A 24,229-nucleotide genomic window follows, 5' to 3' on the forward strand; every position below is an offset into this window, starting at 1 on the left:
AACTGGCCATGTGAGCGCCGACACCGATCAACAGCCCGTCGTCATCCGGATTTCCCCGATGGCACATTTTGCGGTCGGATTCTTCACACTGGGCCTGCTGGCGGTGATTCTCGCCGGGCCGCACTGGGTTGCGCTCCTGCTCGTCATCCCGATCCTGCTGTCGATCGCGGTGGTCAGGTACCGCACGATCGCCGACGCCACAACGGTGACCGCTCGGACCCTGCTGGACAGCCAGACCGTCGGCTGGGATGACATCGACGGCTTGCGGTTCGGCAGGTCGTCCTGGGCGACCGCGCAGCTCAAAGACGGCGGCGAACTCCGGCTCCCCGCGGTGACCTTCGCGACGTTGCCGCAGCTCACCGAGGTGAGCGCGGGCCGGGTGCCCAACCCCTACGCGTAACGCGCTAACCTAGCGGATTGCCGCCGTTGAGCAGCACCCAGGCCGCCACACCGACGCCGACCGCAAGCAGCAACGCGATGAACGAGCCGACGAACGGACGTCGGGCCCAGCCCCGTCCGGCGTCGAGACCGTACCGGCCGGGACCGGTCAGGATGAGCGCCGCCACTGCGCCCGCCAGGAAAACCTTGTATTCGTGGCCATCGGTGAGGAACAACGCGAGCCTGGCCTCTTCGTGGGCCGCCATCGCCTCGGCGAGCAGGCCGGTCACCAGGTATGCCAGTGCGCCGGCCGCCGCCACCGGGGTGAACAGACCGAGCACCAGCAGCAGGCCTGCGGCGATCTGACCAAAGGTCGTGACGTAGGTCAGGATGTCGGCGTATTTGAAGCCCATCGTGCTCAGTGAATCGCCCCAGCCGTCCAGGCCCGGACCGTCGAACAAACCGAAGGCCTTCTGCAGTCCGTGTGCGATCAGGATCGCGCCGATGCCGAGGCGCAAGAAGAGAAGACCGAGATCCTGGGTGCCGCGGCGGTCGTCGCCCCGGGTGTGAGCGTCGATATCCGGCCCGTACTCGGCGGGTTCTGCTCCGTACGGGGACAGGGAATGCCGACCGCCCGGCTGGACGTACGGCAGCGGTTCGGGCTCGTTGAGCAGCCCGAAGCCGCCGCCGGTTTCGGAAGAAGACCGGCCGGAGTCGTACGGCGGGATCGCCGTCGTTTCGAAGTCGCCGGCGTAATTCGCGGACGGAAGATCGTCCTCGGGGTCGACCAGGCTCGCCGACATGGGGCGTCCGGCCGCGTCCTCGGGCCGCTGCCACGCGCTTGGGTCGTGGGGTTGACTGGTCACGACCCCCAGCGTAAGGGCTATTCGCCTGTGACCCGAGGATTGGCGCGGTGCTTTCTGGCCACCATTTCGCCCGCCATTTCCATGTGCGACGCAAGCACGCGCGTGGCGCGCACCACCGAACGATCCGTAATCTGGCTCGCATGAGACTGCGCCGGCCGATGCGGGCTGCGTTCGCCGTGGTGGTTGCGGCGTTACTGGTGGCGTCGGGCTGCGCGCGATTCGACGACGCGCAATCGCAACCGTTCACGACCGAGCCGGAACTGAAGCCCGGGCCATCCTCGAAGCCGCCGCCACCTCCGCCGCTGCCGCCCAAGCCGTTCCCCAAGGAATGCCCGGCGCCCGGCGTCATGCAGGGGTGCCTGGAAAGCACCAGCGGCCTGATCATGCTGCCCGACAGCCAGTCCGCGCTGGTGGGTGAACGCACGACCGGCGCGGTCAAAGAGGTGTCGGTGCGCGCCGAACCCAAGGTCAAAGTCGTCGTACCCGTCGACGGGTCCGGTGACGGCGGGCTGATGGACATCGTCTTGTCACCGACGTACGTCCAGGACCGGCTGATGTACGCCTATGTCAGCACCCCGACCGACAATCGGGTCATCCGCATCGCCGACGGCGACATACCCAAGCCGATCCTGACCGGCATCCCCAAAGGCCCGACCGGTAACACCGGGTCGCTGATCTTCACCAGCCCGACCACCCTGCTGGTACAGACGGGCGACGCCGGTGACCCCGCTCAGGCCAGTGATCCTCGCTCACTGGCCGGCAAGTTGTTGCGGATCGAGCAGCCGACGACGGTCGACCAGGCGCCGACGACCACGGCGCTGTCCGGTTTGGGCGCCGGCGGCGGGCTGTGCATCGACCCAGCGGACGAGTCGCTGTACGTCACCGATCGCACACCGACTGGTGATCGCCTACAGAAGATCGCCAAGGACTCCACGGTATCGACCGTATGGACGTGGCCCGACCGCCCGGGCGTCGCCGGCTGTGCGGCACTGGACGGCACCGTGCTGGTGAACCTCGTCAACACCAAACAGTCCGTCGCCGTTCGCATGGCACCGGACACGGGCGCGGTGACCGGCGATCCCGAGGTGGTGCGTCAGGACCAGCACGGCCACGCGTGGGCGATGGCGGTCTCACCCGACGGCAACGTCTGGGGCGCGACCATCAACAAAACGGCCGGTGATGCCGAGAAGCTCGACGACGTCGTCTTCCCGCTCTTCCCGCAGGGCGGCGGCTTCCCGCGTAAGAACGAGGATGCTACGTAAACATCGCTGCGGCACTTCGGTTTTCGCTGCAGCCCGAATAGCGTATCGTTGCGCTTCAGGCCTCGACGAGGCGCAGGCCAACGATGCCCACGACGATGATCGACAGAAACAGCACCCGTGCCAGACTGACGGTCTCACAGAACATGACCATGCCTGCCACGGCAACACCGACTGCGCCGATTCCGACCCACACGGCGTAGCCGGTCCCCGCAGGCAACTGCCGAAGCGCCACTGCGAGCAGGGCGAAGCTGAGCACGGCTCCGCCGATACCGATGACACTCGGCCACAGCCGACTGAGGCCGTCGGATTGCTTGAGCGCGGTGGCCCAAACGATTTCGAGCAGGCCCGCGCAGACGAGGATCACCCATGCCATGGTCAGGCGTTCGTGCCGCCGTCGGCGGTGAGCACGGCTCCGGTGATGTATGACGCGGCGGGACTCGCCAAAAACGCGACAGCGTCGGCGATCTCGTGCGCATCGGCGTACCGGCCGAGGGCGGACGCCGCCCGCTGTTCATCGGCCGTGTCACCCTCGACGGGATTCATGTCGGTATCTGTCGAGCCAGGTTGGACGACATTCACCGTGATTCCCCGCTCGCCGACATCACGGGCCAGTCCTTTGGTGAAGCCAATAAGAGCGGACTTGCTCATCGCGTAGAGCGCGATGCCCGGATACGGCACACGCTCGGCGAGATTGCTTCCGATGCTGATGATCCGGCCGCCGGCCGACATGTGTCGCACCGCGGCCTGGCTCGCCAGATACACCGCGCGGACGTGAATGGCGAGGGTGCGGTCGACGTCCTCGGCCGGCACGTCGTCGATGACTCCGAACGGGTAGATGCCCGCATTGTTGACGAGGATGTCCAGCCCACCCAGCTCGTCGGCGGTCTGCTGAACCGCGGTCACCACCTCGTCGGCGGCGGCGCTGTCGGCCTTGACGGCGAACCCTCGACGCCCGTGGGCGCGGATGCGGTCGACAACCTCGTCGGCTCGCTCCTTGGACCGGGCATAGGTGATGGCCACGTCTGAGCCCTGTTCGGCCAGTCGCTCGGCGATCGCCGCCCCAATCCCTCTGCTCCCGCCCGTCACCAGCGCAACGCTCGATTCAGACATCCCATCCTCCTTTTTGTGTCGTTCGATACAAAATTAAACGCGGAGGCTACACTTGTCAATGGATTCTTTGCCGTTCGATACATAAAAGGAGGTACGGCGCATGGCAACGCGTGGGAGACCCCGCGCCTTCGACCGCGACGAGGCCCTGCGACGCGCCATGGAGGCGTTCTGGGAGCACGGCTACGAAGCCACCTCGATGAGCGACCTCACCGCGGCGATGGGCATCAGTTCCCCCAGCCTCTATGCGGCGTTCGGCAGCAAGGAGGAGCTTTTCCGCGAGGCGGTCGCCTATTACAACGACACCTTGGGCGCGACGGCCGCCGCTGAGCTTCGTGAGCGACCGACTGCGCGGGAGGCGATCTCGGCTGTGCTGCGCCACCACGCGGTCGTCTTCTGCGACCCCGACAATCCCCGAGGGTGCATGATCGTGCTCGCGGCGACGACGTCCGGCGACGACACCCGGTCAGTGCACGAGTATCTCGCGCAGTGGCGAATGGCGCTCGAGACCGACTTTCGCGAACGCGTCGAGCGCGGGATCGCCGAGGGCGACGTACCGGCGGGCGCCGACGCCGCAGCGATAGCCGCGTTCTACAACACGGTGAACCACGGGATGGCGATTCAGGCTCGTGACGGCGCCGATGAAAAGAAGTTGTCGTCGATAGCCGAGGGCGCGATCGCGGCGTGGGACGGACTGGTCGGCCAGGCGGCCTAACCGCAGGCGGCCAGCACCAGTTCGCGTACGCGGGCCGCGTCGGCTTGGCCCTTGGTAGCCTTCATCACCGCGCCGACGATGGCGCCGGCGGCCTGCACCTTGCCGCCGCGAATCTTCTCCGCGACATCGGGATTGGCAGCCAGGGCCTCGTCGACGGCGGCTTGGATCAGCGAGTCGTCGCGCACGACGGCGAGTCCCCGATCGGTCATCACCTGTTCGGGCTCACCTTCGCCGGCCAAGACGCCCTCGACGACCTGACGCGCCAGCTTGTTCGATAGCTTGCCCTCGTCGACGAGCTTCACCACCGCGGCGACCTGCGCCGGCGTGATCGGGAGCGCCTCGAGTTCCACTCCGCCTTCATTGGCCTTCTGCACCAGGAAGTTTCCCCACCAAGCGCGGGCGGCGTCACTGGTAGCCCCGTGTTCGACGGTCGCGGCGATGAGGTCGAGAGCTCCGATGTTGACCAGATCGCGCATCACCTCGTCGGAGATGCCCCAGTCCTGCTGAATCCGATTGCGGGTCAACCACGGTAGCTCGGGAATGGTGCCCCGCAGCCGTTCCACGAGTTCTGCGCTCGGCGCGACCGGTTCGAGGTCGGGCTCGGGGAAATACCGGTAGTCCTGTGCGGTTTCCTTGCTTCGACCGGCGGTCGTATAACCGTCTTCGTGGAAGTGGCGAGTCTCCTGGGTGATCTTGCCGCCCGCCTCGAGAACCGCTGCCTGACGCCGCATTTCGTACCGAACGGCGACCTCGACGCTCTTGAGTGAGTTCACGTTCTTGGTCTCGGTGCGTGTGCCGAACTCGGTGGCACCCTTGGGCTTCAGCGACACATTGGAGTCGCAGCGCATCGAGCCCTGGTCCATCCGCACGTCCGAAACTCCCAAGGCGCGCAACAGATCTCGCAGCGCGGTTACATATGCCTTGGCGATCTCCGGTGCGCGTTCGCCGGTGCCCTCGATGGGCTTGGTGACGATCTCGATCAGCGGCACGCCGGCGCGGTTGTAGTCGAGCAGCGACGTGGTCGCACCCTCGATGCGGCCGGTGTCGCTGCCGAGGTGTGTCAGCTTGCCGGTGTCTTCCTCCATGTGCGCGCGTTCGATCTCCACCCGCCAGGTGGTCCCGTCCTCGAGCGGCACGTCGAGGTAGCCGTTGACGGCGATCGGCTCGTCGTACTGGCTGATCTGGTAGTTCTTCGGCTGGTCCGGGTAGAAGTAGTTCTTCCTGGCGAACCGGCCCCAGGGGGCGATATCGCAGTTCAGTGCCAATCCGATCCGGATGGCCGATTCGACCGCGGACTGGTTGAGCACCGGCAACGATCCGGGCAGGCCCAGGCACACGGGGCACACCTGCGTGTTGGGTTCGCCGCCGAATTCGTTGGTGCACCCGCAGAACATCTTGGTGGCGGTGGAGAGCTCGACGTGGACTTCCATGCCCATCACCGGGTCGTAGCGGGCAATGACCTCGTCGTAGTCGAGAAGCTCAGCGGCGGCGACAGTCATGACCCCGATCCTAGTGAGAGGTCTCAGCCGAAGAACTCGGCGGCGTCGTCGTAGCGGCTCTGCGGCACCAGCTTGAGCTGACGCACCGCGTCGGCGAGCGGCACCCGGCCGATCTCCTGTCCGCGCAGCGACACCATCATCCCGTACTCGCCCGCGTGCGCGGCGTCGGCGGCGTTGACCCCGAAACGGGTCGCCAAGATTCGGTCGTACGGGGTCGGGGTGCCGCCGCGCTGGACGTGGCCGAGCACGGTGACCCGCACTTCCTTGTTGATCCGCTTCTCGACCTCGACGGCGAGCTGCTGGGCGATACCGGTGAACTTCTCATGGCCGAACTCGTCGATTCCGCCCTCGCGCAACCGCATTGTGCCCTCAGCCGGTTTGGCCCCTTCGGCCACCACACAGATGAAGTGCGCATCGCCGCGGACGAACCGCTGCTTGATCAGCCGGCACACCTCGTCGACGTCGAAAGGCTGCTCGGGGATCAGTGTCATGTGCGCCCCGGACGCCAGACCCGCGTTCAACGCAATCCAGCCGGCGTGGCGGCCCATCACCTCGACAAGCATCACCCGCTGATGCGACTCCGCCGTGCTGTGCAGCCGGTCGATGGCCTCACTGGCCACACCGAGTGCGGTGTCGTGACCGAACGTCACGTCGGTGCAATCGATGTCGTTGTCGATGGTCTTGGGCACCCCGACCACGGGGACGTTCTCCTCCGACAGCCAGTGCGCGGCGGTCAGCGTGCCCTCCCCACCGATCGGGATGAGCACATCGATCCCGTTGTCGTCGAGCGTCTGCTTGATCTGATCGAGCCCGGCGCGCAGCTTGTCGGGATGCACCCGGGCGGTCCCCAGCATGGTGCCGCCTTTGGCCAGCAGCCGGTCATTGCGATCGTCGTTGGCCAGTTGAATGCGGCGGTCCTCCAGGAGGCCACGCCAGCCGTCCAGAAAGCCGACGACCTTGGAGCCGTAACGCACGTCACAGGTGCGAACCACGGCGCGGATCACCGCGTTCAGGCCGGGACAGTCTCCTCCGCCGGTGAGTACTCCGATGCGCATCTGTCCATCCTGCCCCGTCAGAGCGCCGTTGGCAGCGGACCTCGCGCAACTTCATAGGCCGCTCCGACCCGATACAACCTGTCATCGGCGAGCGCGGGCGCCATGATCTGCAGCCCGACCGGCAGGTTGTCGTCGGCCGACAGGCCCGAAGGCACCGACATTCCGCAGTGACCCGCCAGGTTCAGCGGCAGCGTGCACAGGTCGAACAAATACATCGCCAGCGGATCGTCGACTTTCTCCCCAATCCGAAACGCCGTGGAAGGAGTGGCCGGGGTCACCAACACGTCGACCTTCTGGTAGGCCTCATCAAGGTCACGCGCGATCAGCGTGCGCACCTTCTGCGCCTGGTTGTAATAGGCGTCGTAATAGCCCGCCGACAGTGCATAGGTGCCAATCATGATGCGGCGCTTGACTTCTGGGCCGAACCCGGCCGCCCGCGTCATCGCCATCACTTCCTCGGCGCTGTGTGTACCGTCGTCGCCGATCCGCAGTCCGTACCGCATTGCATCGAACCGCGCCAGATTCGACGACACCTCCGACGGCAAAATCAGGTAGTAGGCGGGCAGTGAATAGTCGAAGTGCGGGCAGTCGACCTCGCTGATCTCGGCGCCCAGCGCGGTCAGCTGTTCGACGGCGGCGTCGAACGACGCCAGCACGCCCTCCTGGTACCCATCGCCGCGCAACTGCTTCACCACACCGATCCGGACGCCCTTGAGGTCGCCGGCCGCACCGGCCTTTGCCGCCGCAACGACATCGGGCACCGCGGCGTCCACCGACGTCGAGTCTTTCGGGTCGTGTCCGGCGATCACCTCGTGCAGCAGCGCGGTGTCCAGCACCGTCCGCGCGCACGGTCCGCCCTGGTCCAGCGACGACGCGCAGGCGATGAGTCCGTAGCGCGACACCGTGCCGTAAGTCGGCTTCACCCCGACCGTCGCGGTCAGCGCCGCAGGCTGACGGATCGATCCGCCGGTGTCCGACCCGATGGCCAGCGGCGCCTGGAACGCCGCAAGGGCTGCGGCGCTGCCGCCGCCCGAACCGCCGGGCACCCGGTCGGTGTTCCAGGGGTTGCGGGTCGGACCGTACGCGGAGTTCTCGGTGGAACTGCCCATCGCGAACTCGTCCATGTTCGTCTTGCCCAGAATCGGGATGCCCGCCGCGCGCAGCCGCGCGGTGACCGTCGCGTCGTACGGCGATGTCCAGCCTTCGAGGATCTTCGACCCGCAGGTCGTAGGCATATCGGTGGTGGTGAAGACGTCCTTGAGCGCCAGCGGCACACCGGCCAGCGGTGACGGCAGCGTCTCGCCGGCCGCGACCAGATCGTCGATCCGCGATGCCTCGGCCAGCGCCTTCTCCTCGGCCACATGCAGGAAAGCGTGGAAGTCGCCGTCGGTGGCGGCGATCTGATCCAGACAGGCGCGCGTCGCCTCGGTGGACGAAACCTCCTTGGCCGCGATCTTGGCGCCGAGCGTGGCGGCGTCGAGCCGAACGATGTCCGAACTCGTGCCGGTCATTCCGCCTCCCCCAGGATCCGCGGGACGGCGAACCGGCCGTCGACCGCCTTGGGCGCCTCGGCCAGCGCTTCGTCCTGGGTCAGGCACGGTTCGACCTCGTCGGGGCGGAACACATTGACGTCCTTGAGCGGATTGCCGGTCGGGTCGACGCCGGCGACATCGACGGCCTGGATCTGGCTGACGTGGCTGAGGATGGCTTCCAGCTGTCCGGCGAAGCTGTCCAGCTCGTCCTCGGCCAGCGCGAGGCGGGCCAGGCGCGCCAGGTGGGCTACCTCGTCTCGAGAGATCTGCGACACGACTCCGAAGCCTAGTCACCGTCTCCGACGCCCAGTACGCCGGAATGCTGACTGGCAGGCGCTGTGCAACAGTGTTGCGCGTGCCTTCGTATCTGCTGCGGGTCCAGCTGGAGGACCGTCCGGGCAGCCTCGGCTCGTTAGCCGTCGCGCTCGGCTCCGTGGGCGCCGACATCCTGTCGCTCGACGTCGTCGAACGCGGGACCGGCTACGCCGTCGACGATTTGGTGGTCGATCTGCCCCCCGGGGCGATGCCCGACATGCTGATCACCGCCGCCGAGCAGATCAAGGGCGTCTACGTCGACACGATCCGGCCACACTTGGGATTGCTGGAGGCGCACCGCGAACTCGAGCTCATCGACCACATCGCCGCTGCGCCCAACAACAAGAAACTGCAGGTGCTCGCCGATGAGGCGCCCCGCGTCCTGCGCGTCGGGTGGTGCACCGTGGTCCGGTCGACCGAGTCCGGACCCAAGCGCGTCGTCGGCAGCCACGGCGCCCCCGAGACACAGGCCGCCGAAATACCCTGGCTGCCAATCGATCGCCCCGAGGCGCTGGATGGCGGTGCCGCGTGGGTGCCGCAGCTGTGGCGCGACATGGACACGACGCTGGCGGCGGCCCCGCTGGGCAACCCCACGACCGCCGTCGTGCTCGGCCGACCCGGCGGCCCGCAGTTCCGCCCGTCAGAGGTCGCGCGCCTCGGTTATCTGGCCGGCATCGTCGCGACGATTCTGCGCTGAGTCAAGCTCCCGCAGGCACCGGGTAACGGTCGTTGACGTCAGCGTTGCTGTCCTTGCGCGCGCAGTGGGCGCAGCAGAAGATGCCGTCGGGCGTCTCAATCCCGTGGCCCAGAATCCGGCACCCGCAGTGAGCGCATTCCGGCGCCAATTGCGCCGCAGCGCACTCGATGCTGTCGAATGTCGCGCTCTTGTCGTCGCCCCAGGTCACGGTGAACGCTTTGTCGTAGTCGTTGCCGCAGGTGTCGCAGATCGCCATCACTAACTCCTTCGCAGTCACCAATCGGGTGCCCGGTGCCGCGCGGCAACAAACGCGTACACCTAGACGCCGTCCGGTCCGTTCTCCAGCAGCCGGGTGAAGCCGTCTTCGTCGAGAACCGGGACACCGAGTTCGACGGCCTTGTCGAATTTCGAGCCGGGTGAATCGCCGGCGACGACGTACGCGGTCTTCTTCGACACCGAGCTGGCGGCCTTTCCGCCGCGCACGACGATGGCCTCCTTCGCGTCGTCGCGGGAGTATCCCGTCAGCGAGCCGGTGACGACGATCGACAGCCCTTCGAGGGTGCGCTCGATGCTGGCGTCGCGTTCGTCGGCCATTCGAACACCGGCCGCGCGCCATTTGTCGACTATCGCGCGGTGCCAGCCGACGGTGAACCATTCGGTGACCGCGGCGGCGATCGTCGGGCCCACCCCCTCGACGACCGACAGCTCCTCCTCCGACGCAGCCATGATCGCGTCCAGGGTGCCGTATTCGGTGGCCAGCGCCCGCGCAGCGGTCGGACCGACGTGCCGAATCGACAGGGCGACCAGGACCCGCCACAGCGGTTTCGCTTTCGCCTCATGCAGATTCACCAGTAATCGTTTGCCGTTGGCCGACAGATTCCCGTCCTTGGTCTTGAATAGGTCCGTCCGCAACAGATCTGAACTGTCGATGGTGAACAGGTCGCCCTCGTCGGTGATGACACCGGCCTGCAGCAGTGCGACGGCCGCCTCATAGCCCAGGCCCTCGATGTCGAATGCGCCGCGTCCCGCGACGTGGAACACGCGTTCCCGCAGCTGCGCAGGACACGATCGCGTGTTGGGGCAACGGATGTCGGCGTCGCCTTCCTTGGCGGGCGCCAGGGTGGTGCCGCATTCGGGACACTCTGTTGGCATGACGAATTCGCGCTCGGAGCCGTCACGCAGATCGACGACCGGTCCCAGCACTTCCGGAATCACGTCGCCGGCCTTGCGGATCACCACGGTGTCGCCGATCAGTACACCCTTGCGGACAACTTCCGACGCGTTGTGCAACGTGGCTTGGCTGACGGTGGAACCCGCAACCTTGACGGGCTCCATGAAGGCGAACGGAGTGACGCGGCCGGTGCGGCCCACGTTGACCTTGATGTCGAGCAGCTTGGTGGTCGCCTCCTCCGGCGGGTACTTGTAGGCAATCGCCCACCGCGGGGCGCGGGAGGTGGAACCGAGCCGCCGCTGCAGCGCGATTTCGTCGACTTTGACCACCACACCGTCGATCTCGTGCTCGACGTCGTGCCGGTGCTCGCCCCAGTGGGCGATGTGCTCGGTGACGGCGTCGATGCCCTTGACCTTCGCGGTGTGGGTGGACACCGGCAGCCCCCAATCCCCGAGCGCGCGATACGCGTCGTGCAGGGTCTCGGGTTTGAAGCCCTCGGCATGACCGAGGCCGTGGCAGATCATCCGCAGCCTGCGGCGCGCGGTGACGGCCGGATTCTTCTGGCGCAGCGAGCCGGCGGCGCTGTTGCGGGGATTGGCGAACGGAGGCTTGCCCTCGGCGACGAGCCCGGCGTTGAGGTCTTCGAAATCGGTGATGCGGAAGAACACCTCGCCGCGCACTTCGAGCACCTTTGGCACCGGGAATTCCTCGGTGCCGGTGAGCTTTTCGGGGATATCATCGATGGTTCGCGCATTGAGAGTGACGTCTTCACCGGTGCGGCCATCGCCGCGGGTGGCCGCCCGGTCCAGGCGTCCGTCGCGATACACCAGCGCCAGGGCAACGCCGTCGATCTTGAGCTCGCAGAGATAATGCGCGGCGTCACCGATTTCGCCCTTGGTGCGTGCTGCCCACGCCGCGAGCTCGTCGGGGGTGAACACATTGTCCAGCGACAGCATCCGTTCCAGATGATCGGCGGAGGTGAAGTCGGTGGCGAAGCCGGCGCCGCCGACCAACTGCGTCGGCGAGTCAGGGGCCCGCAGCTCGGGGTGCTCATCCTCAAGCGTCTGCAGTTCACGCAGCAACTCGTCGAACCGGGCGTCGGAGACGATCGGGGCGTCGCGGACGTAATAGCGGAATTGATGGTCCCGCACCTCGTCGGCCAGCTCCTGCCAGCGGCGTCTCAGATCAGCTTCCGGGGCGTCTTCTGACTGTTCGGCCAGCGCGGTCTTCGGGTCAGGGGTCGCCTTTGGACTCACTCTCGCAGGCTAGCTGAGGGCACAGACATGACCCCAGACACGTCGTACGGGCGGCTACCCTGACCGCATGCCACATCCGGTGATGTTCCGAGACGACGACCCGGCGCTGGCGAAGGTGCGCACGATCGCGCTGGAATTCCCCGAGGCGTACGAAAAAGTGTCGCACGGCCGGCCGTCGTTCTTCGTCACGAAGATGTTCTTGATGTACGGCGGCAGCGTCAAACCGGCGACCAAGGGCGCCGGCTATGTCCAGTACCCGCAGTCGATCATGGTCAAGGTCGACGAGAGCGACCGTCGCGCGCTCGAGGCCGATCATCGGTTCTTCTTCCCCGCTTACCTGGGCCCGGCAGGCTGGTTGGGCCTGAATCTCGCGGCGACGAAGAAGCCCGATTGGCGCGAGGTCACCGAGCTGATCGACGCGTCGTATCGGTTGACCGCACCCAAGAAGCTCGCCGCCCGACTCGACGAAGCTTGACCCGCGACCGGCCGGTCATGGTTCGATCAGGGTCATGAGCTTCGCGAGCCCATTCCCCGAAGTCGATATCCCGTCCTCCAGCGTCTACGACTTCCTGTTCGACCGCATCGCCGAGGAAGACCTCGACCAGATCGCCCTCGTCGACGCGAAGACGGGCCGGGAAACCACCTACCGCGAGATGATCGCGCGTGTCGACGCGTTCGCCGGGGCGCTGACCGGGCGCGGTATCGGCGTCGGGGATGTCGTCGGGCTGCTGTCTCCGAACAGTTCGGCATTCGCAGTCGCGTTCCACGGCATCCTGCGCTCGGGTGCCACCGCCACGACCATCAACGCGTTGTTCACCGCCAAGGACATCGCCAAGCAGCTGACCGATTCGAACGCCAAGATGCTGGTGACGGTCACACCGCTGCTGGCCCAGGCGAAGGAAGCGGCCGCGGCGGTCGGGCTGGCCAACAGCGATCTCGTCGTGCTGGACGGTGAGGGCCATGAGATCGCCGGCCATCCCAACGCCGCCGACCTGATGAAGCCGGGTCTGCCGGCACCCGACGTCAGCTTCGCCCCGTCCTCGCATCTTGCGGTGCTGCCGTACAGCTCCGGCACGACCGGAAACCCCAAGGGGGTGATGCTGACTCACCGCAACCTGGTGGCCAACGTCGCGCAGATCCGACCGCTGCACGGCATGGTCGCCGACGATGTCGTGATCGCCGTGCTCCCCTTCTTCCACATCTACGGAATGACGGTGCTGCTCAACGCCGCCCTGCACGCCCGCGCACGCCTGGTCATCATGCCGAGCTTCGATCTGACCGAATTTCTGGCGAACATCGCGAACCACAAGTGCACGATCGCGTTCATCGCGCCGCCGGTCGCCGTCGCGCTGGCCAAGCATCCGCTGATCGACGATTACGACCTCGGCTCGCTGAAAGTCGTCATGTCGGGCGCCGCCCCGCTGGACGCCGATCTCGGTCAGGCCGTCGCCGACCGGTTGGGATGCCGCGTCGTTCAGGGCTACGGGATGAGCGAGCTGAGCCCCGTCAGCCACATCACCCCGTTCGACGCGGGCGCGCATGACGTCAAGGGCGCCGCGCCGCTGAGCTCGGTCGGGTGGACGGTGTCCAACGCCGCGTCCAAAATCATCAACCCCGAGACCGGCGACGAAATCGGTGTCCCCACAGCAGGTCTCAGTGAGACGGGCGAACTCTGGTTCAAGGGGCCGAACGTGATGGCGGGCTACCTGAACAACGACTCGGCCACCAAGGAGACGATCGATGACAACGGCTGGCTGCACACCGGCGACCTCGCCCAGGTCGACGCCAACGGCTGCGTGTACATCGTCGACCGGCTCAAGGAACTGATCAAGTACAAGGGCTACCAGGTGCCCCCCGCCGAACTCGAGGCAGTGCTGCTCAGCCATCCCGGGATCGCCGACGCGGCGGTCATCGGAGTTGTCGACGCCGAAGGCGAAGAGGTGCCAAAGGCTTTCGTGGTCAAACAGGCCGAGCAGGAGTTGAGCGCGGACGAGGTGATGGAGTTCGTCGCCGGTCAGGTGGCGCCGTACAAGAAGGTCCGTCAGGTGGAGTTCATCGAGGCGATACCGAAATCCGCGTCGGGCAAGATCCTCCGTAAGGATCTACGAACGGCGTAGTCTCTCCGCCGCGTGCGCGGCGCGTGCCTGCCGGTAGCCGAGGACGGCACCCGCGGCCGGGATCAGCAGGAGTCCAGCGACCCCCCACAGCGGGTCCGACCAGTCGACGGGTCGCGGTTCACCCATTTGTTGTGTCAGCACCGGCGCGGCCGGAGTCCGGCCCACCCATGACGGCACGGGTGCCGGCGCGGGGGCCGGCGGCGGAGGTGGCGGCGGCGCCGCAGGTGCCGGTTCGGACACGGGGGCCCGCCATCGCGGTTCCGAATCACGCTGCTGAGTGCCGGGCGTGCGGCCATTGCCGAACGTCACGCGGGGAGGATCGAACCGCGCGCTTGGTCCGCCGGCGCGATCCATACCGGACCCACCGGGTGTGCGGCCCGCGCCGACACCGCCGAACACGCTCGCGCCGCCTTGGGCTGATCGCGATTGTGCGCCGTCGCTGCCTGAGCCCGCGGCCAGACTCGGCGCCAACTGGGCGACGTCCGCAGCGTCTGTACGGCCTGAGCCGAACCGGGCCTCCGGGCTCTCGACACTACCCTTGTCGGCGTCGCCGTCGCCGTCGTCGCCCTTGCGGTCGCGGTCGTCATCGCCGCCGTCCGACCCACCGCGTCCGTTGCCGTAGCCGTTGCCACGGTCAAGACTGTGGTCGCGATCGGATTGCGAGCCGCCCGGGTCCGCGACAGCCACCGTCGCGGTCCCGCCTAACAGGAGAAACGCCGCGAGTACACCGGCACATGCGGTGAGACGTGGGCTGAGTCGGGCCACAGTTTCTCCTGCGAGTGGCAAATATGAATCGACGTTGTCGTCGGTGCATTGTTGCACGCGGCGGGCGTGCTATGCGGATCTGTTCGGCCAACGCGCGAAGTACGTGACGCAGGCCGCTATTTATCCTCGACAAAAGTTCGCAAGCGGTCAATTGCTTTGTCCCATCTTTGCGACAACGCATTCAGGTATTCGCTGGCATCGGCCAAGGGCTTCGGCTCCATCCGCCAGATACGTTCCCTGCCGTGACGCCGACTGCTCACCAGGCCCACGGTCTCCAGGAGCAACAGATGCTTGGTCGCCGCCTGTCGGCTAACAGATACCACCGTGGTGACCTCGGTCGTCGAGCACGGCCCGCCGTCGCACAGGCGGGTGATGATGCGCAGGCGGTTCGGGTCGCCCAAGGCGTCGAACAGCGGCGCCCTGGCGACGACCGACGTACTCATACCTTCTCGCTGAGGGCCAGGTACTTGCGGACCAATTCGGTCTGCGCCGCCCAGCCTTCGCTGTTGCCCTCGAACGCCGACTGCCTGCGCTCGGCAGGGATGGCGTCGAAACCGGATTCGACAATGCGCAGTAGCACTCCGTCGGGGGTGTCTTCGAGCGTGAACTCGACCAGAGTCGTCGGTTCGTCCGCGTAGTCGGCGCCGTCGTCGACCCCGAACGGATGCCAACGGAACACGAGCCGGCGTTGGGGCTCCACCGCGACGATGTGCCAGGCGTCGGCCTTTCCGGCGTGCGGCTGCTGCGCCTTGGCGACGTCCTCGTCGACCGTCGTCGGGGTGATCGTCCCCATCACCGAGGTGCCCGGCACGAACGGTCCGTCGAAGCGCACACCGAACCAGCTGCCGAACTCGTCGGCGTCGCTGATTGCGCGCCAGACTCGGTCCAGCGGGGCTTTCAACAGGACTTCCTTCTCGATCCGATCTGGATTCATATGCAACCTCCTGGTTGCTTGTCACGCTAGCGACGAAGGCGCAGACATGCAACCTCTCAGTTGCTTGTGCTAGACCGCGTCCGGATCCTCGGCGAACACATCGGCCGCCTTCTGCGCGAGTTCGATCGCGATACGAGCCCATTCCGGAGAGGCTCCCGCGAGCCCGCACGCAGGGGTGACACCGATCCGCTCACCCAGCACCGACCGTGGGAAGCCGAGTCGGTCGGTGACGGTGACCGCCGCCTCGGCGACCTCCTGGGACGACGGACGCGCCACGGGCGCGGTCGCCGGAACAACCCCGAGCAGGACGGTGCGCCCGCTTTCGACGAACTCGCCGATGCCGTCGAGATCGGCTGCGGTGAGCGTGGAGACGTCAACCGATAGCGCTTGAATAGAGCTGCGCTGCAACATCTTCCATGGCAGTTCCGCGTTGCAACTGTGTAACGCAACCTCGGCGCCTGTGGTGGCGATGCAGTCGTCGATCAACCCGATCGCGATGGGTTCGTCGACCGGATGCACGGGCGACAGACTGGTCACCCCGGTGAGCCGGCCGAGCAGCGCCGCGGGCAACTGCGGCTCGTCGAACTGCACCACCACCGCCGTGTCCAGCCGCCTGGCGACCTCGGCCCGATGCCGCGCCACACCCTCCCCCAGCGAGGCGGCCAGGTCGCGCACCGCGCCCGCATCGGTGATGGCCCGATGCCCTCCGGACAGCTCCAGCTGCGCCGCCAATGTAATGGGGCCCGGGGATTGAACTTTGACGGTGCGGTTGCCGCCCCGCAGGCCGGCGTTCTCCCACGCCTCCTCCAGGGCGTCGAGGTCCTCGTTGAGCAGGCTGACGGCACGGCGAACCACCGCGCTGCGGCCAGGGGCGATCCGGTAACCGCGCGGCACGGTGTCGATCCCGATATCGACGAGCAGCGCACCGGCCCGGCCGATCATGTCCGCACCGACGCCCCGGCCTGGAAGCTCAACGAGATGCGGCAGGGTGTGCAATTCGCCGACGACGATTTCTGCGGCCTGACGGGGCGAGGTGCCCGGCCACGATCCGATGCCGGTAGCGGCGGCGAAAACACTCACTCGCTGAACAGTATTCGATGGGGCTAGTCTCGATCGGAAAGGGGAGGTAGGTCATGCCCGTGGCGACCAGGTCATTTCTGGCCTGGGGGGTGGCGGCACTCCTTGCCGCGGGCTGCACGCAGTCGGTCGCCGGAACCGCGGTGCGGGCAGTCCCCGGCCTCGACGACGATTCGCGGTCGCCGGTCGACGTCGAGACGGTAGTCCTCGACCAGTCGCAGATGCGGGCGATCACCGGAGCCGGCGAAGACCTCTCGATCATCCCGAGCATGGACGGCAAGATCCCTGTCGACGTCGAATCACTCGTCAAAGGTGCGCCGCCACAATGTGAATGGCTATTTGCAGAATCCCAGACGTTCGGTCCCGACGTGGAGGAGTTCCACAAGACCACGTTCCAAAATCCACCCGCCGGCGCCCTCATCTCCGAAGGCGTGGCGGCCTATCGCGACGCCGAAACCGCCCGGGCGGCGTTCGACAGCCTCGTCAGCCGAGTCGACGATTGCGGCTCAACCGCTTTGGGATCGGCACTGGTCGGCGATTGGACAAGCGGCAGCCAGGCCCTGACGATGCGGCCGGGCGCCTGCGGCCGGGACTACCGCGTCAAATCGGTGGTGATGGTGGAGGTCACCTTCTGTCACTTCCCCGGCTCGGTGCCCGACATCGTGATGACGAACATCCTCGCGAATGTGCCGGAGTGATCGCCGTCAACGCGTGATGGTCGCGCTCCCCAGCACTTCGTCGCCGTCGGGATCGGGGCGGTAGAGGACCATCGTCTGCCCCGCGGCCACGCCTCGAATCGGCGCGCGCAGGTCGACGGCCAGGCGGCCGTCGCGAAGTTCGGCGACACCGTCACCGATCCCGCCGTGCGCACGCACCTGCACCTGGCATTCCGTCGGGCCGGTCGGCGCATCGCCGGATGTGAACACCGGCCGTTCGCCGGTCAGCGACCAAACATCCAGATCCGCGGCGTTGCCGACATGCACCGTGCCGGTTTCGGCGTCGATGCCGGTGACGTATCGCGGTTTCCCGTCGGATCCGGGTCCGGCGATGCCAAGACCCTTGCGCTGGCCGACGGTGAACCCGTGCACGCCGTCGTGCTCGGCGAGCACGGTTCCACCTGAGTCGACAACGGTGCCGCGACGGACCCCGATTCGGGCGCCGAGGAATGCGCGCGTGTCTCCTGAGGGAATGAAACAGATGTCGTGGCTGTCCGGCTTTTCGGCAACGGCGAGTCCCCGGCTCGCCGCCTCCTCACGAATTCGCGGCTTGGGGGTGTCACCAACGGGAAACACCGCGTGGCGCAACTGCTCGGCCGTCAGCACCGCGAGAACGTAGGACTGGTCCTTGTCGGCATCGACGGCGCGACGCAGCCGTCCGCCCGACAGCCGCGCGTAATGACCCGTTGCCACGGCGTCGAACCCCAGCGCGAGCGCACGAGCGGCCAACGCGGAGAACTTGATTCGCTCGTTGCACCGCACGCACGGATTCGGCGTCTCACCACGCGCGTAGGACGACACAAAGTCGTCGACCACGTCTTCTTTGAATCGGTCTGCGAAATCCCAGACGTAAAACGGTATGTCGAGCACGTCGGCGACCCGTCGGGCGTCGCCGGCGTCCTCTTTGGAGCAGCAGCCCCGTGATCCGGTGCGCAGCGTGCCGGGCGCCGACGACAACGCCAGGTGCACGCCCACCACGTCGTGTCCGGCGTCGACCATCCGGGCGGCTGCGACCGAGGAGTCCACGCCGCCGCTCATCGCTACGAGCACCCGCATTAGTCGACGACTCCCAGACTGGCCAATGCCGCGTGCCGCGCGCGCTCGACCGCGGCGGGCAGGACGGCCAACGCGGCCTCGACATCTGATTCGGTGGTGGTGTGGCCCAACGACAATCGCAACGAGCCGCGGGCGCTGGCGGGATCGGCGCCCATCGCGATCAGCACATGTGAGGGCTGCGCGACTCCGGCGGTGCACGCCGAACCTGTCGAGCACTCAACCCCTTTGGCGTCCAGCAGCATCAGCAGCGAGTCGCCCTCGCAGCCGCGGAACGTGAAGTGGGTGTTGCCGGGAAGCCGGTCGCTGCCCGTCGCGCCATTGAGGTGCACATCGTCAATGCTCGACAGCACGCCGTCGATCAGGCGGTCGCGCAGTTCGGTGACGCGTACGCTGCTGGCTTCCAGGCCTTCTACTGCGATCCGTGCTGCGACGGCCATGGCGACTGCACCGGCGACATCCGGTGTACCCGAACGCACATCGCGTTCTTGTCCACCACCGTGCAACAACGGCACACATGCCGTGTCGCGGCGCAACAGCAATGCCCCCACCCCGGTGGGCCCGCCGAATTTGTGCCCGGCGATGCTCATCGCCGACAGTCCGCTATCGGCGAAGTCGACCGGTATCTGACCCACCGCCTGGACGGCGTCGCTATGCATCGGGATGTCGAATTCGGCAGCGATCGCAGCCAGTTTCGCGATCGGCATGATCGTGCCGACTTCGTTGTTTGCCCACATGACCGTCACCAGCGCCACGTCGTCGTGGTCCCGCAACGCATCCCGAAGCGCCGACGGTGATATCGATCCGTCGGTGTCGACGGGCAGCCAGGTCACCTCCGCGCCTTCGTGTTCGACGAGCCACTCGACGGTATCGAGCACGGCGTGGTGCTCAACGCCAGTGGTGATGATGCGTCGGCGGCGCGGGTCGCCGTCTCGCCGTGCCCAGTAGATGCCCTTGACCGCCAGGTTGTCACTCTCGGTTCCACCCGCGGTGAAGATCACCTCGGACGGCCGAGCGCCCAGTAGCTTGGCGAGCGTCTCGCGGGCCTCCTCCATGCGGCGGCGGGCGGTCCGCCCGGCGCCGTGCAGTGACGACGCGTTACCGACGGTCGCCAGGACTGACGTCATCGCCTCGATGGCCCCGGGGTGCATCGGGGTGGTGGCAGCGTGATCCAGATAGACCGGCAGCGCGCCGCTGGGGCGAAGATCATCTGGCGAGGTCATAGCCGTTCCATGGTAGCGGCCTCTGACCGGCCGGCCAGATCCCGTGGTCAGGCCACCAATGCGTGACCGTGTCCGCGGCGTGCCGAACGCGGTGCGTCCCCACGCACGGCCGATTCGCAGCGGTTGGCCAGGTCCCGGCGATCGGTGCCCGGCAACTGCAGGGATTCGACCTGCACCCACACGATGGTGCGCTGCGCGGTGATGAGCCGTTTGATGGATGCCAGCAGCGTGTCTTCACCGACATAAGCGGCGATGGTCGACGGCTGGCCATCACGACCGTGGTAGCTCAGCCGCAGCGGTTGAACCGGCCTGCCCGCATCGACGGCGGCTTGGAACATCGCAGGCCGGAACTGGCCGTACGCCACGCCGCACCACGTCGTGCCCTCGGGAAACGCGACGACCGTCTGTCCGGCCTGCAACCGGGCGGCAATCGTGGAAACGACGTCGGGCAGGCGCCGCAGGTTATCCCGGTCGATCGGGATCACTTTCATCAGCCGAGCCAGGAACCCGAGCCCAGGCCAGTTGATCATCTCGGACTTGGCGACGAACCGGCCCGGTAACACCGAGCCGATCGCGAAGATGTCGACCCACGACACATGGCCGCTGACCACCAGCACCGCCTGCAGGTTTCGAATCGGCCCGCCGGACACCGCGATTCGCACACCCAGACAGCGCAGCATTAGCCGGCAATAGTTTCGCTGCACATGAGAGCGACCCGGCACCGGAATGGCGAGCAGCGGAACGGCGGCCAGAAGCAGGAACGCGAACGTGGCGCGTATCGCGACGCGCCACGCGACGATCACACGCTGGCCGGCGGGCGCCACTGTCGCAGCTACGCAACTGGCGTCGCACGTGGCGCGCGGCAGCCAGGGGCTGTCGGCGCTCATGACGTCATCCCCTCGGCCATCGCGCTCGCCGCACCCACCGATCTCAGGCGCTTGAGATATCGGATGTCGGCCCGGCGTTTGTCCAGCAGCGCCGGGAAGTCGCCGACGCCGAATTCCGGGTCGTGGGCCGGATCGCCGCAGACTTGCGCGCCGAGCCGCAGATAACCGCGCATCAACGGCGGTATGGACACCCGCGCGGGCGGATCGATGTCGTCCAGGCCCTTACCATCGACCGTCACCGGCCGGTAGGGATACACCGTGTATTCGGCGGGAGCGGCATGGCGGTGGCGGACGAAATCGCGCACCCCGCGGATCTGGCTGCCGGGCGCGCTGTCCTCAGCACCGGCGACCGCCACCGACACGCAGCCGGCCACATAGTCGTAGCCACAGCGGTCCAGGTAGGCCAAGATTCCTGCCCACATCAGCAGCACGACGCCGCCGTTGCGGTGATCCTCGCGAACCACGGCGCGGCCCATCTCGACCAGTGAGGGCCGCAGTCTGTCGAGGCCCTGGACGTCGAATTCAGTTGCGGTGTACAGGCCTCCGGCGGCGATGGCGCCGGGCGGCGGCAGCATCCGGTAACAGCCGACGATTTCGCCGGAGTTGTCCTCGCGAACCAGCAGATGGTCGCAGTGCTCGTCGAAGCCATCGGCGTCCAGGCCGGCATGAAATTCCGGGCTGGCGCCGACGAGCGCAAATCCGGGCTCGGACGTGAACACATCGTGACGGAGGCGCTGCGCGGATTCGATGAGCGCGGGGTCGGTGGACAGCAACAAGGTGTAGCGCGGCAGTGCGGACGCGGATGCCGCGCGGGTGTCGATGTCGTCGGGGGCGATGAGTACAGACGCTCTGCTCATGCCTGAACGGTCGCGTGGTTGCATCTCCGGACGGCATCGGGCGCGTGACGTGTCCATGAGCGCTAGGTGACGAGTTGGGCGTATCTGTGTGCGAAAACACACATTTTCTAGGCGGCCCGGGATGGTTCAGCTGTCGAGAAACACGACGTTCTCTCCGACGGGGTTGCGCGGCGTCTGCAGCCGGTTCGCCGGAAAGTCCGGGTCGGCGTAACCCACCGCGAGGCCACACAGGATCTGCAGATCGTCCGGGATGTCCAGTTGCTCTCGCAGTACGTCGGGAAAATGGGCGACCGACACCTGGAGGCACGTTCCCAGGCCGCGTTCGGTGAGGGCGAGCAGAAGTGTCTGCAGGAACATCCCGACGGCGAGGCTGTCGGCGTGCCCCAGATCGCGGTGCATGCAGACCACGCCCGCCACTGGGGCGCGGAAGAACTCCCAGTTGCGCAGCTGCGCAATGCGACGACCCTCGCCGTCGTTTCGCTCGATGCCCATGGATCCGTACACCAGGGCACCGATCTCCCGGCGCAGGCGGGCGAAGCTCTCCGGCAGACCCACCGTCGCGGGATATCCGGTCGACGCCTGCGCCAGCAGAGCTTCGACGAGCCGGTCTCGGCGCGGGCCCGTCGCCAGGAAGAGACGCCAGGGCTGAATGTTGGAGTTCGACGGTGCCCGCACCGCGAGCGCGAGCGCCTCATCGAGCAGTTCGCGCGGGACCGGCTTGTCGCGCAGGAACATCCGGATCGAATGACGTTCCTGCACGATTTTGGCGAACTCGCTGAAGGATTCGGTCACAAGACCAGCCTGGCACCGCCGGCTGTGAGGCGAACCCTTGAAAATCCGTAGTCGAACGCGAACGCAAAAACCCCCGAACGCAGAGCATGTCGGGGGTTTTGCGGAGCTTTATCGAATCAGCCCTTGCGAGCCTTGACCTTCTCGGTTAGCTGCGGCGCGACCTTGAACAGGTCGCCGACGATGCCGAGGTCGGCGATCTCGAAGATCGGGGCCTCTTCGTCCTTGTTCACCGCGATGATCGTCTTCGACGTCTGCATCCCCGCGCGGTGCTGAATCGCTCCCGAGATGCCCAACGCGATGTACAGCTGCGGGGAGACGGTCTTGCCGGTCTGGCCCACCTGGAACTGTCCCGGGTAGTAGCCGGAATCGACCGCGGCACGAGACGCGCCGACCGCGGCGCCGAGCGAGTCGGCCAACTCCTCGACCACATTGAAGTTCTCGGCGCTACCGACACCACGGCCGCCCGACACCACCACGGTGGCCTCGGTGAGCTCTGGGCGATCGCCGGCCACGGCCGGTTCGCGCTTGGTGATCTTTGTGGCATTCTCGGCCTGCGCCGGGACCTCCACGCTGACGACCTCGCCCGCACCGTCGGCAGGCTCGGCGTCAATGGCACCGGGGCGCACGGTGATGACGGCCAGTTCGCCGGTGGACTCGGCCTCGACGGTGTACGCGCCACCGAAGATGGAGTGGATGGCCTTGCCGCCCTCCTGGACCTCCACGACGTCGGTCAGCACACCCGCGCCGATGCGCGCGGCCAGCCGGCCCCCGATCTCCTTGCCGTCCGCGGACGCGGCCAGCACCACACCGGCCGGGCTGGCGGACTCGACGAGCGAGGCCAGCACATCCACGTACGGGGTGATGAGGTAGTTCTCGGCGTCGTCGGATTCGGCGACATAGATCTTGGCCGCACCGGCGGCCTTGAGGGCGTCGGTCAGTCCTTCGGCCGTGCCCGGTTTGCCCACTACGACAGCGGCGGGCTCGCCCAATTTACGTGCGGCGGTGATCAGTTCGGCGGTGACCTTCTTCGGGGCACCTTCAGCGTGCTCGACGAGCACAAGTACTTCAGCCATGGGTCTTCAATGTCTTTCTAGGTCTATTCGGCGAGGAATTCGGAGTGATCTGCTCAGATGATCTTCTGGGCGACGAGGTACTCGGCAACCTTCGCGCCGCCTTCACCTTCGTCGGTGACCTTCTCACCCGCGGTCTTCGGCGGTTTCGGGGTCGACGAATTCACCTTCGTACCGGCGTTGGCAACGCCCACCTCATCGGCCTCGACACCGATCTCAGCCAACGTCAGCGTCGTGACTTCCTTCTTCTTCGCGGCCATGATGCCCTTGAAGGACGGGAAGCGCGGCTCGTTGATCTTCTCGTTGACGCTGACTACGGCGGGCAGCGGCGCCTCGACGGTGAAGACACCGTCGTCGGTTTCGCGCTCGCCGGTGACCTTGCCGCCCTCGACGGCCACCTTGCGCAGGTGGGTGAGCTGCGGCAGGCCCAGGTACTCGGCCACGATCGCGGGCACCGCGCCGCCGACGCCGTCCGTCGCCTCATTACCGGCGATGACCAGTTCCGTGCCTTCGATCGTGCCCAGCGCGCGGGCAAGGGCCCACCCGGTCTGGACCATGTCGGATCCGTGCATGCCCTCGTCGACGAGGTGCACCGCCTTGTCGGCGCCCATCGACAGCGCTTTGCGAATTGCCTCGGTCGCCCGCTCCGGTCCGGCTGTGAGCACTGTCACAGTTCCGCCAGCGTCACCTTCTCGCTCCTTGATCAGCAGCGCCTCCTCGACGGCGCGCTCGTTGATCTCGTCGAGCACGGCGTCGGCCGCTTCACGGTCAAGGGTGAAATCGCCGTCGGACAGCTTGCGCTCCGACCAGGTGTCAGGGACCTGTTTGATCAGGACCACGATGTTCGTCATGAGTCTGGTTCGTCCTCCTCGAAGGGGCCGATGA

At 66.8% G+C, this 24,229-nt stretch carries 27 protein-coding genes; 7 read left to right on the forward strand and 20 right to left on the reverse strand.

Annotation, left to right across the window (positions count from 1 at the left end; all coding sequences use genetic code 11):
- Nucleotides 1–58: 58 nt before the first annotated feature.
- The gene (locus G6N36_RS09135) at nucleotides 59–400 is read left to right on the forward strand and encodes a PH domain-containing protein (protein ID WP_163690562.1); all 342 of its coding nucleotides are present in this window, start codon (nucleotides 59–61) and stop codon (nucleotides 398–400) included.
- Between the two features lie 4 nt (nucleotides 401–404).
- Here the strand turns inward: G6N36_RS09135 and G6N36_RS09140 are convergent, their stop codons facing one another.
- Nucleotides 405–1,244 (reverse strand): DoxX family protein, encoded by an 840-nt coding sequence (locus G6N36_RS09140; RefSeq protein ID WP_170311111.1) that lies wholly within the window; start codon nucleotides 1,242–1,244, stop codon nucleotides 405–407.
- A gap of 140 nt (nucleotides 1,245–1,384) precedes the next feature.
- Here G6N36_RS09140 and G6N36_RS09145 point away from each other — a divergent pair, with 140 nt between their 5' ends.
- The gene (locus G6N36_RS09145) at nucleotides 1,385–2,506 is read left to right on the forward strand and encodes a PQQ-dependent sugar dehydrogenase (protein WP_163686232.1); all 1,122 of its coding nucleotides are present in this window, start codon (nucleotides 1,385–1,387) and stop codon (nucleotides 2,504–2,506) included.
- 55 nt (nucleotides 2,507–2,561) lie between these two features.
- On the opposite strand, the gene G6N36_RS09150 is transcribed toward G6N36_RS09145, so the two are convergent.
- Together G6N36_RS09150 and G6N36_RS09155 are read right to left on the reverse strand one after the other, a co-directional pair.
- On the reverse strand, nucleotides 2,562–2,879 hold the full coding sequence (locus tag G6N36_RS09150; RefSeq protein WP_163686233.1) for a DMT family transporter: 318 nt from the start codon (nucleotides 2,877–2,879) through the stop codon (nucleotides 2,562–2,564).
- 2 nt (nucleotides 2,880–2,881) lie between these two features.
- Nucleotides 2,882–3,616: a 3-oxoacyl-ACP reductase family protein gene (locus G6N36_RS09155; RefSeq protein WP_163686234.1), complete on the reverse strand. Its 735-nt coding sequence runs from the start codon at nucleotides 3,614–3,616 to the stop codon at nucleotides 2,882–2,884.
- A gap of 100 nt (nucleotides 3,617–3,716) precedes the next feature.
- Between G6N36_RS09155 and G6N36_RS09160 the strand changes: the two genes are divergently transcribed.
- A complete protein-coding gene (locus G6N36_RS09160; RefSeq protein ID WP_163686235.1) occupies nucleotides 3,717–4,328 on the forward strand; it encodes a TetR/AcrR family transcriptional regulator in 612 nt (203 codons plus the stop codon).
- Here the strand turns inward: G6N36_RS09160 and gatB are convergent.
- The 4 genes from gatB to gatC are packed head-to-tail and all read right to left on the reverse strand — an operon-like array spanning nucleotide 4,325 to nucleotide 8,689.
- Nucleotides 4,325–5,827 carry an Asp-tRNA(Asn)/Glu-tRNA(Gln) amidotransferase subunit GatB gene (gene gatB, locus G6N36_RS09165; protein WP_163686236.1) on the reverse strand — a complete coding sequence of 501 codons (1,503 nt, stop codon included), beginning with the start codon at nucleotides 5,825–5,827 and terminating at the stop codon, nucleotides 4,325–4,327. The genes G6N36_RS09160 and gatB overlap by 4 nt on opposite strands.
- A 23-nt stretch (nucleotides 5,828–5,850) precedes the next feature.
- Nucleotides 5,851–6,882, reverse strand: a complete 1,032-nt coding sequence (locus G6N36_RS09170; RefSeq protein WP_163686237.1) for an ATP-dependent 6-phosphofructokinase — start codon at nucleotides 6,880–6,882, stop codon at nucleotides 5,851–5,853.
- Between the two features lie 17 nt (nucleotides 6,883–6,899).
- The gene (gene gatA, locus G6N36_RS09175; protein ID WP_163686238.1) at nucleotides 6,900–8,393 is read right to left on the reverse strand and encodes an Asp-tRNA(Asn)/Glu-tRNA(Gln) amidotransferase subunit GatA; all 1,494 of its coding nucleotides are present in this window, start codon (nucleotides 8,391–8,393) and stop codon (nucleotides 6,900–6,902) included.
- Nucleotides 8,390–8,689: an Asp-tRNA(Asn)/Glu-tRNA(Gln) amidotransferase subunit GatC gene (gatC, locus tag G6N36_RS09180; protein WP_163686239.1), complete on the reverse strand. Its 300-nt coding sequence runs from the start codon at nucleotides 8,687–8,689 to the stop codon at nucleotides 8,390–8,392. Before gatC ends, gatA begins: the two co-directional genes overlap by 4 nt.
- Nucleotides 8,690–8,760: 71 nt before the next feature.
- On the opposite strand from gatC, the gene G6N36_RS09185 reads away from it, so the two are divergent.
- Nucleotides 8,761–9,426 carry an ACT domain-containing protein gene (locus tag G6N36_RS09185; protein WP_197746605.1) on the forward strand — a complete coding sequence of 222 codons (666 nt, stop codon included), beginning with the start codon at nucleotides 8,761–8,763 and terminating at the stop codon, nucleotides 9,424–9,426.
- Between the two features lies 1 nt (nucleotide 9,427).
- Here the strand turns inward: G6N36_RS09185 and G6N36_RS09190 are convergent, their stop codons facing one another.
- Both G6N36_RS09190 and ligA read right to left on the reverse strand, forming a co-directional pair.
- On the reverse strand, nucleotides 9,428–9,682 hold the full coding sequence (locus G6N36_RS09190) for a metallothionein (RefSeq protein WP_163686241.1): 255 nt from the start codon (nucleotides 9,680–9,682) through the stop codon (nucleotides 9,428–9,430).
- A 62-nt stretch (nucleotides 9,683–9,744) separates the two neighbouring features.
- A complete protein-coding gene (gene ligA / locus G6N36_RS09195) occupies nucleotides 9,745–11,853 on the reverse strand; it encodes an NAD-dependent DNA ligase LigA (protein WP_163686242.1) in 2,109 nt (702 codons plus the stop codon).
- 67 nt (nucleotides 11,854–11,920) lie between these two features.
- Between ligA and G6N36_RS09200 the strand changes: the two genes are divergently transcribed.
- Complete coding sequence (locus G6N36_RS09200; protein WP_163686243.1) at nucleotides 11,921–12,328, forward strand: MmcQ/YjbR family DNA-binding protein; 408 nt, start codon at nucleotides 11,921–11,923, stop codon at nucleotides 12,326–12,328.
- 34 nt (nucleotides 12,329–12,362) lie between these two features.
- Nucleotides 12,363–13,970, forward strand: a complete 1,608-nt coding sequence (locus G6N36_RS09205; protein WP_163686244.1) for a 4-coumarate--CoA ligase family protein — start codon at nucleotides 12,363–12,365, stop codon at nucleotides 13,968–13,970.
- Here the strand turns inward: G6N36_RS09205 and G6N36_RS09210 are convergent.
- The 4 genes from G6N36_RS09210 to G6N36_RS09225 form a co-directional block, all read right to left on the reverse strand.
- Nucleotides 13,956–14,657 carry a hypothetical protein gene (locus G6N36_RS09210; RefSeq protein ID WP_163686245.1) on the reverse strand — a complete coding sequence of 234 codons (702 nt, stop codon included), beginning with the start codon at nucleotides 14,655–14,657 and terminating at the stop codon, nucleotides 13,956–13,958. The genes G6N36_RS09205 and G6N36_RS09210 overlap by 15 nt on opposite strands.
- A 194-nt stretch (nucleotides 14,658–14,851) precedes the next feature.
- Nucleotides 14,852–15,178: an ArsR/SmtB family transcription factor gene (locus G6N36_RS09215; protein ID WP_083125985.1), complete on the reverse strand. Its 327-nt coding sequence runs from the start codon at nucleotides 15,176–15,178 to the stop codon at nucleotides 14,852–14,854.
- Complete coding sequence (locus G6N36_RS09220) at nucleotides 15,175–15,669, reverse strand: SRPBCC family protein (protein ID WP_163686246.1); 495 nt, start codon at nucleotides 15,667–15,669, stop codon at nucleotides 15,175–15,177. The genes G6N36_RS09215 and G6N36_RS09220 overlap by 4 nt, the downstream gene beginning before the upstream one ends.
- A 69-nt stretch (nucleotides 15,670–15,738) precedes the next feature.
- Entirely contained in the window at nucleotides 15,739–16,749 is a 1,011-nt protein-coding gene (locus G6N36_RS09225; RefSeq protein WP_163686247.1) for a uroporphyrinogen decarboxylase/cobalamine-independent methonine synthase family protein, read from the reverse strand.
- 53 nt (nucleotides 16,750–16,802) lie between these two features.
- Here G6N36_RS09225 and G6N36_RS09230 point away from each other — a divergent pair, with 53 nt between their 5' ends.
- Nucleotides 16,803–17,444, forward strand: a complete 642-nt coding sequence (locus tag G6N36_RS09230; protein WP_163686248.1) for a sensor domain-containing protein — start codon at nucleotides 16,803–16,805, stop codon at nucleotides 17,442–17,444.
- Between the two features lie 6 nt (nucleotides 17,445–17,450).
- Here G6N36_RS09230 and mnmA read toward each other — a convergent pair whose 3' ends face one another.
- The 7 genes from mnmA to G6N36_RS09265 all read right to left on the reverse strand — a co-directional run bounded on the left by mnmA (nucleotide 17,451) and on the right by G6N36_RS09265 (nucleotide 24,195).
- Complete coding sequence (gene mnmA / locus G6N36_RS09235) at nucleotides 17,451–18,518, reverse strand: tRNA 2-thiouridine(34) synthase MnmA (RefSeq protein WP_163686249.1); 1,068 nt, start codon at nucleotides 18,516–18,518, stop codon at nucleotides 17,451–17,453.
- Complete coding sequence (locus G6N36_RS09240; protein WP_163686250.1) at nucleotides 18,518–19,738, reverse strand: cysteine desulfurase family protein; 1,221 nt, start codon at nucleotides 19,736–19,738, stop codon at nucleotides 18,518–18,520. The genes mnmA and G6N36_RS09240 overlap by 1 nt, the downstream gene beginning before the upstream one ends.
- Nucleotides 19,739–19,785: 47 nt before the next feature.
- A complete protein-coding gene (locus G6N36_RS09245) occupies nucleotides 19,786–20,625 on the reverse strand; it encodes a lysophospholipid acyltransferase family protein (protein WP_163686251.1) in 840 nt (279 codons plus the stop codon).
- Complete coding sequence (locus G6N36_RS09250; protein WP_163686252.1) at nucleotides 20,622–21,482, reverse strand: GNAT family N-acetyltransferase; 861 nt, start codon at nucleotides 21,480–21,482, stop codon at nucleotides 20,622–20,624. The genes G6N36_RS09245 and G6N36_RS09250 overlap by 4 nt, the downstream gene beginning before the upstream one ends.
- A 126-nt stretch (nucleotides 21,483–21,608) precedes the next feature.
- Complete coding sequence (locus tag G6N36_RS09255; RefSeq protein ID WP_264001868.1) at nucleotides 21,609–22,274, reverse strand: nitroreductase; 666 nt, start codon at nucleotides 22,272–22,274, stop codon at nucleotides 21,609–21,611.
- A 116-nt stretch (nucleotides 22,275–22,390) separates the two neighbouring features.
- Entirely contained in the window at nucleotides 22,391–23,347 is a 957-nt protein-coding gene (locus G6N36_RS09260; RefSeq protein WP_163686253.1) for an electron transfer flavoprotein subunit alpha/FixB family protein, read from the reverse strand.
- A gap of 53 nt (nucleotides 23,348–23,400) precedes the next feature.
- Nucleotides 23,401–24,195, reverse strand: a complete 795-nt coding sequence (locus tag G6N36_RS09265; protein ID WP_163686254.1) for an electron transfer flavoprotein subunit beta/FixA family protein — start codon at nucleotides 24,193–24,195, stop codon at nucleotides 23,401–23,403.
- Between the last annotated feature and the right edge of the window lie 34 nt (nucleotides 24,196–24,229).

It is taken from the genome of Mycolicibacterium gadium (genome assembly GCF_010728925.1).
Taxonomy (GTDB): Bacteria; Actinomycetota; Actinomycetes; order Mycobacteriales; family Mycobacteriaceae; genus Mycobacterium; species Mycobacterium gadium.

Excerpts from the sequence above, each read along its gene's own strand:
- G6N36_RS09135 (WP_163690562.1), top strand. The coding sequence starts at position 59 with ATGGCACATTTTGCGGTCGGATTCTTCACACTGGGCCTGCTGGCGGTG.
- G6N36_RS09155 (WP_163686234.1), bottom strand. The coding sequence starts at position 3,616 with ATGTCTGAATCGAGCGTTGCGCTGGTGACGGGCGGGAGCAGAGGGATT.
- G6N36_RS09245 (WP_163686251.1), bottom strand. The coding sequence starts at position 20,625 with ATGAGCGCCGACAGCCCCTGGCTGCCGCGCGCCACGTGCGACGCCAGT.
- G6N36_RS09150 (WP_163686233.1), bottom strand. The coding sequence starts at position 2,879 with ATGGCATGGGTGATCCTCGTCTGCGCGGGCCTGCTCGAAATCGTTTGG.
- gatA (WP_163686238.1), bottom strand. The coding sequence starts at position 8,393 with ATGACCGGCACGAGTTCGGACATCGTTCGGCTCGACGCCGCCACGCTC.
- G6N36_RS09220 (WP_163686246.1), bottom strand. The coding sequence starts at position 15,669 with ATGAATCCAGATCGGATCGAGAAGGAAGTCCTGTTGAAAGCCCCGCTG.
- G6N36_RS09250 (WP_163686252.1), bottom strand. The coding sequence starts at position 21,482 with ATGAGCAGAGCGTCTGTACTCATCGCCCCCGACGACATCGACACCCGC.
- G6N36_RS09190 (WP_163686241.1), bottom strand. The coding sequence starts at position 9,682 with ATGGCGATCTGCGACACCTGCGGCAACGACTACGACAAAGCGTTCACC.
- mnmA (WP_163686249.1), bottom strand. The coding sequence starts at position 18,518 with ATGCGGGTGCTCGTAGCGATGAGCGGCGGCGTGGACTCCTCGGTCGCA.
- G6N36_RS09205 (WP_163686244.1), top strand. The coding sequence starts at position 12,363 with ATGAGCTTCGCGAGCCCATTCCCCGAAGTCGATATCCCGTCCTCCAGC.
- G6N36_RS09230 (WP_163686248.1), top strand. The coding sequence starts at position 16,803 with ATGCCCGTGGCGACCAGGTCATTTCTGGCCTGGGGGGTGGCGGCACTC.
- G6N36_RS09160 (WP_163686235.1), top strand. The coding sequence starts at position 3,717 with ATGGCAACGCGTGGGAGACCCCGCGCCTTCGACCGCGACGAGGCCCTG.
- G6N36_RS09260 (WP_163686253.1), bottom strand. The coding sequence starts at position 23,347 with ATGGCTGAAGTACTTGTGCTCGTCGAGCACGCTGAAGGTGCCCCGAAG.
- G6N36_RS09265 (WP_163686254.1), bottom strand. The coding sequence starts at position 24,195 with ATGACGAACATCGTGGTCCTGATCAAACAGGTCCCTGACACCTGGTCG.
- G6N36_RS09170 (WP_163686237.1), bottom strand. The coding sequence starts at position 6,882 with ATGCGCATCGGAGTACTCACCGGCGGAGGAGACTGTCCCGGCCTGAAC.
- G6N36_RS09240 (WP_163686250.1), bottom strand. The coding sequence starts at position 19,738 with ATGACCTCGCCAGATGATCTTCGCCCCAGCGGCGCGCTGCCGGTCTAT.
- G6N36_RS09200 (WP_163686243.1), top strand. The coding sequence starts at position 11,921 with ATGCCACATCCGGTGATGTTCCGAGACGACGACCCGGCGCTGGCGAAG.
- G6N36_RS09145 (WP_163686232.1), top strand. The coding sequence starts at position 1,385 with ATGAGACTGCGCCGGCCGATGCGGGCTGCGTTCGCCGTGGTGGTTGCG.
- gatB (WP_163686236.1), bottom strand. The coding sequence starts at position 5,827 with ATGACTGTCGCCGCCGCTGAGCTTCTCGACTACGACGAGGTCATTGCC.
- G6N36_RS09215 (WP_083125985.1), bottom strand. The coding sequence starts at position 15,178 with ATGAGTACGTCGGTCGTCGCCAGGGCGCCGCTGTTCGACGCCTTGGGC.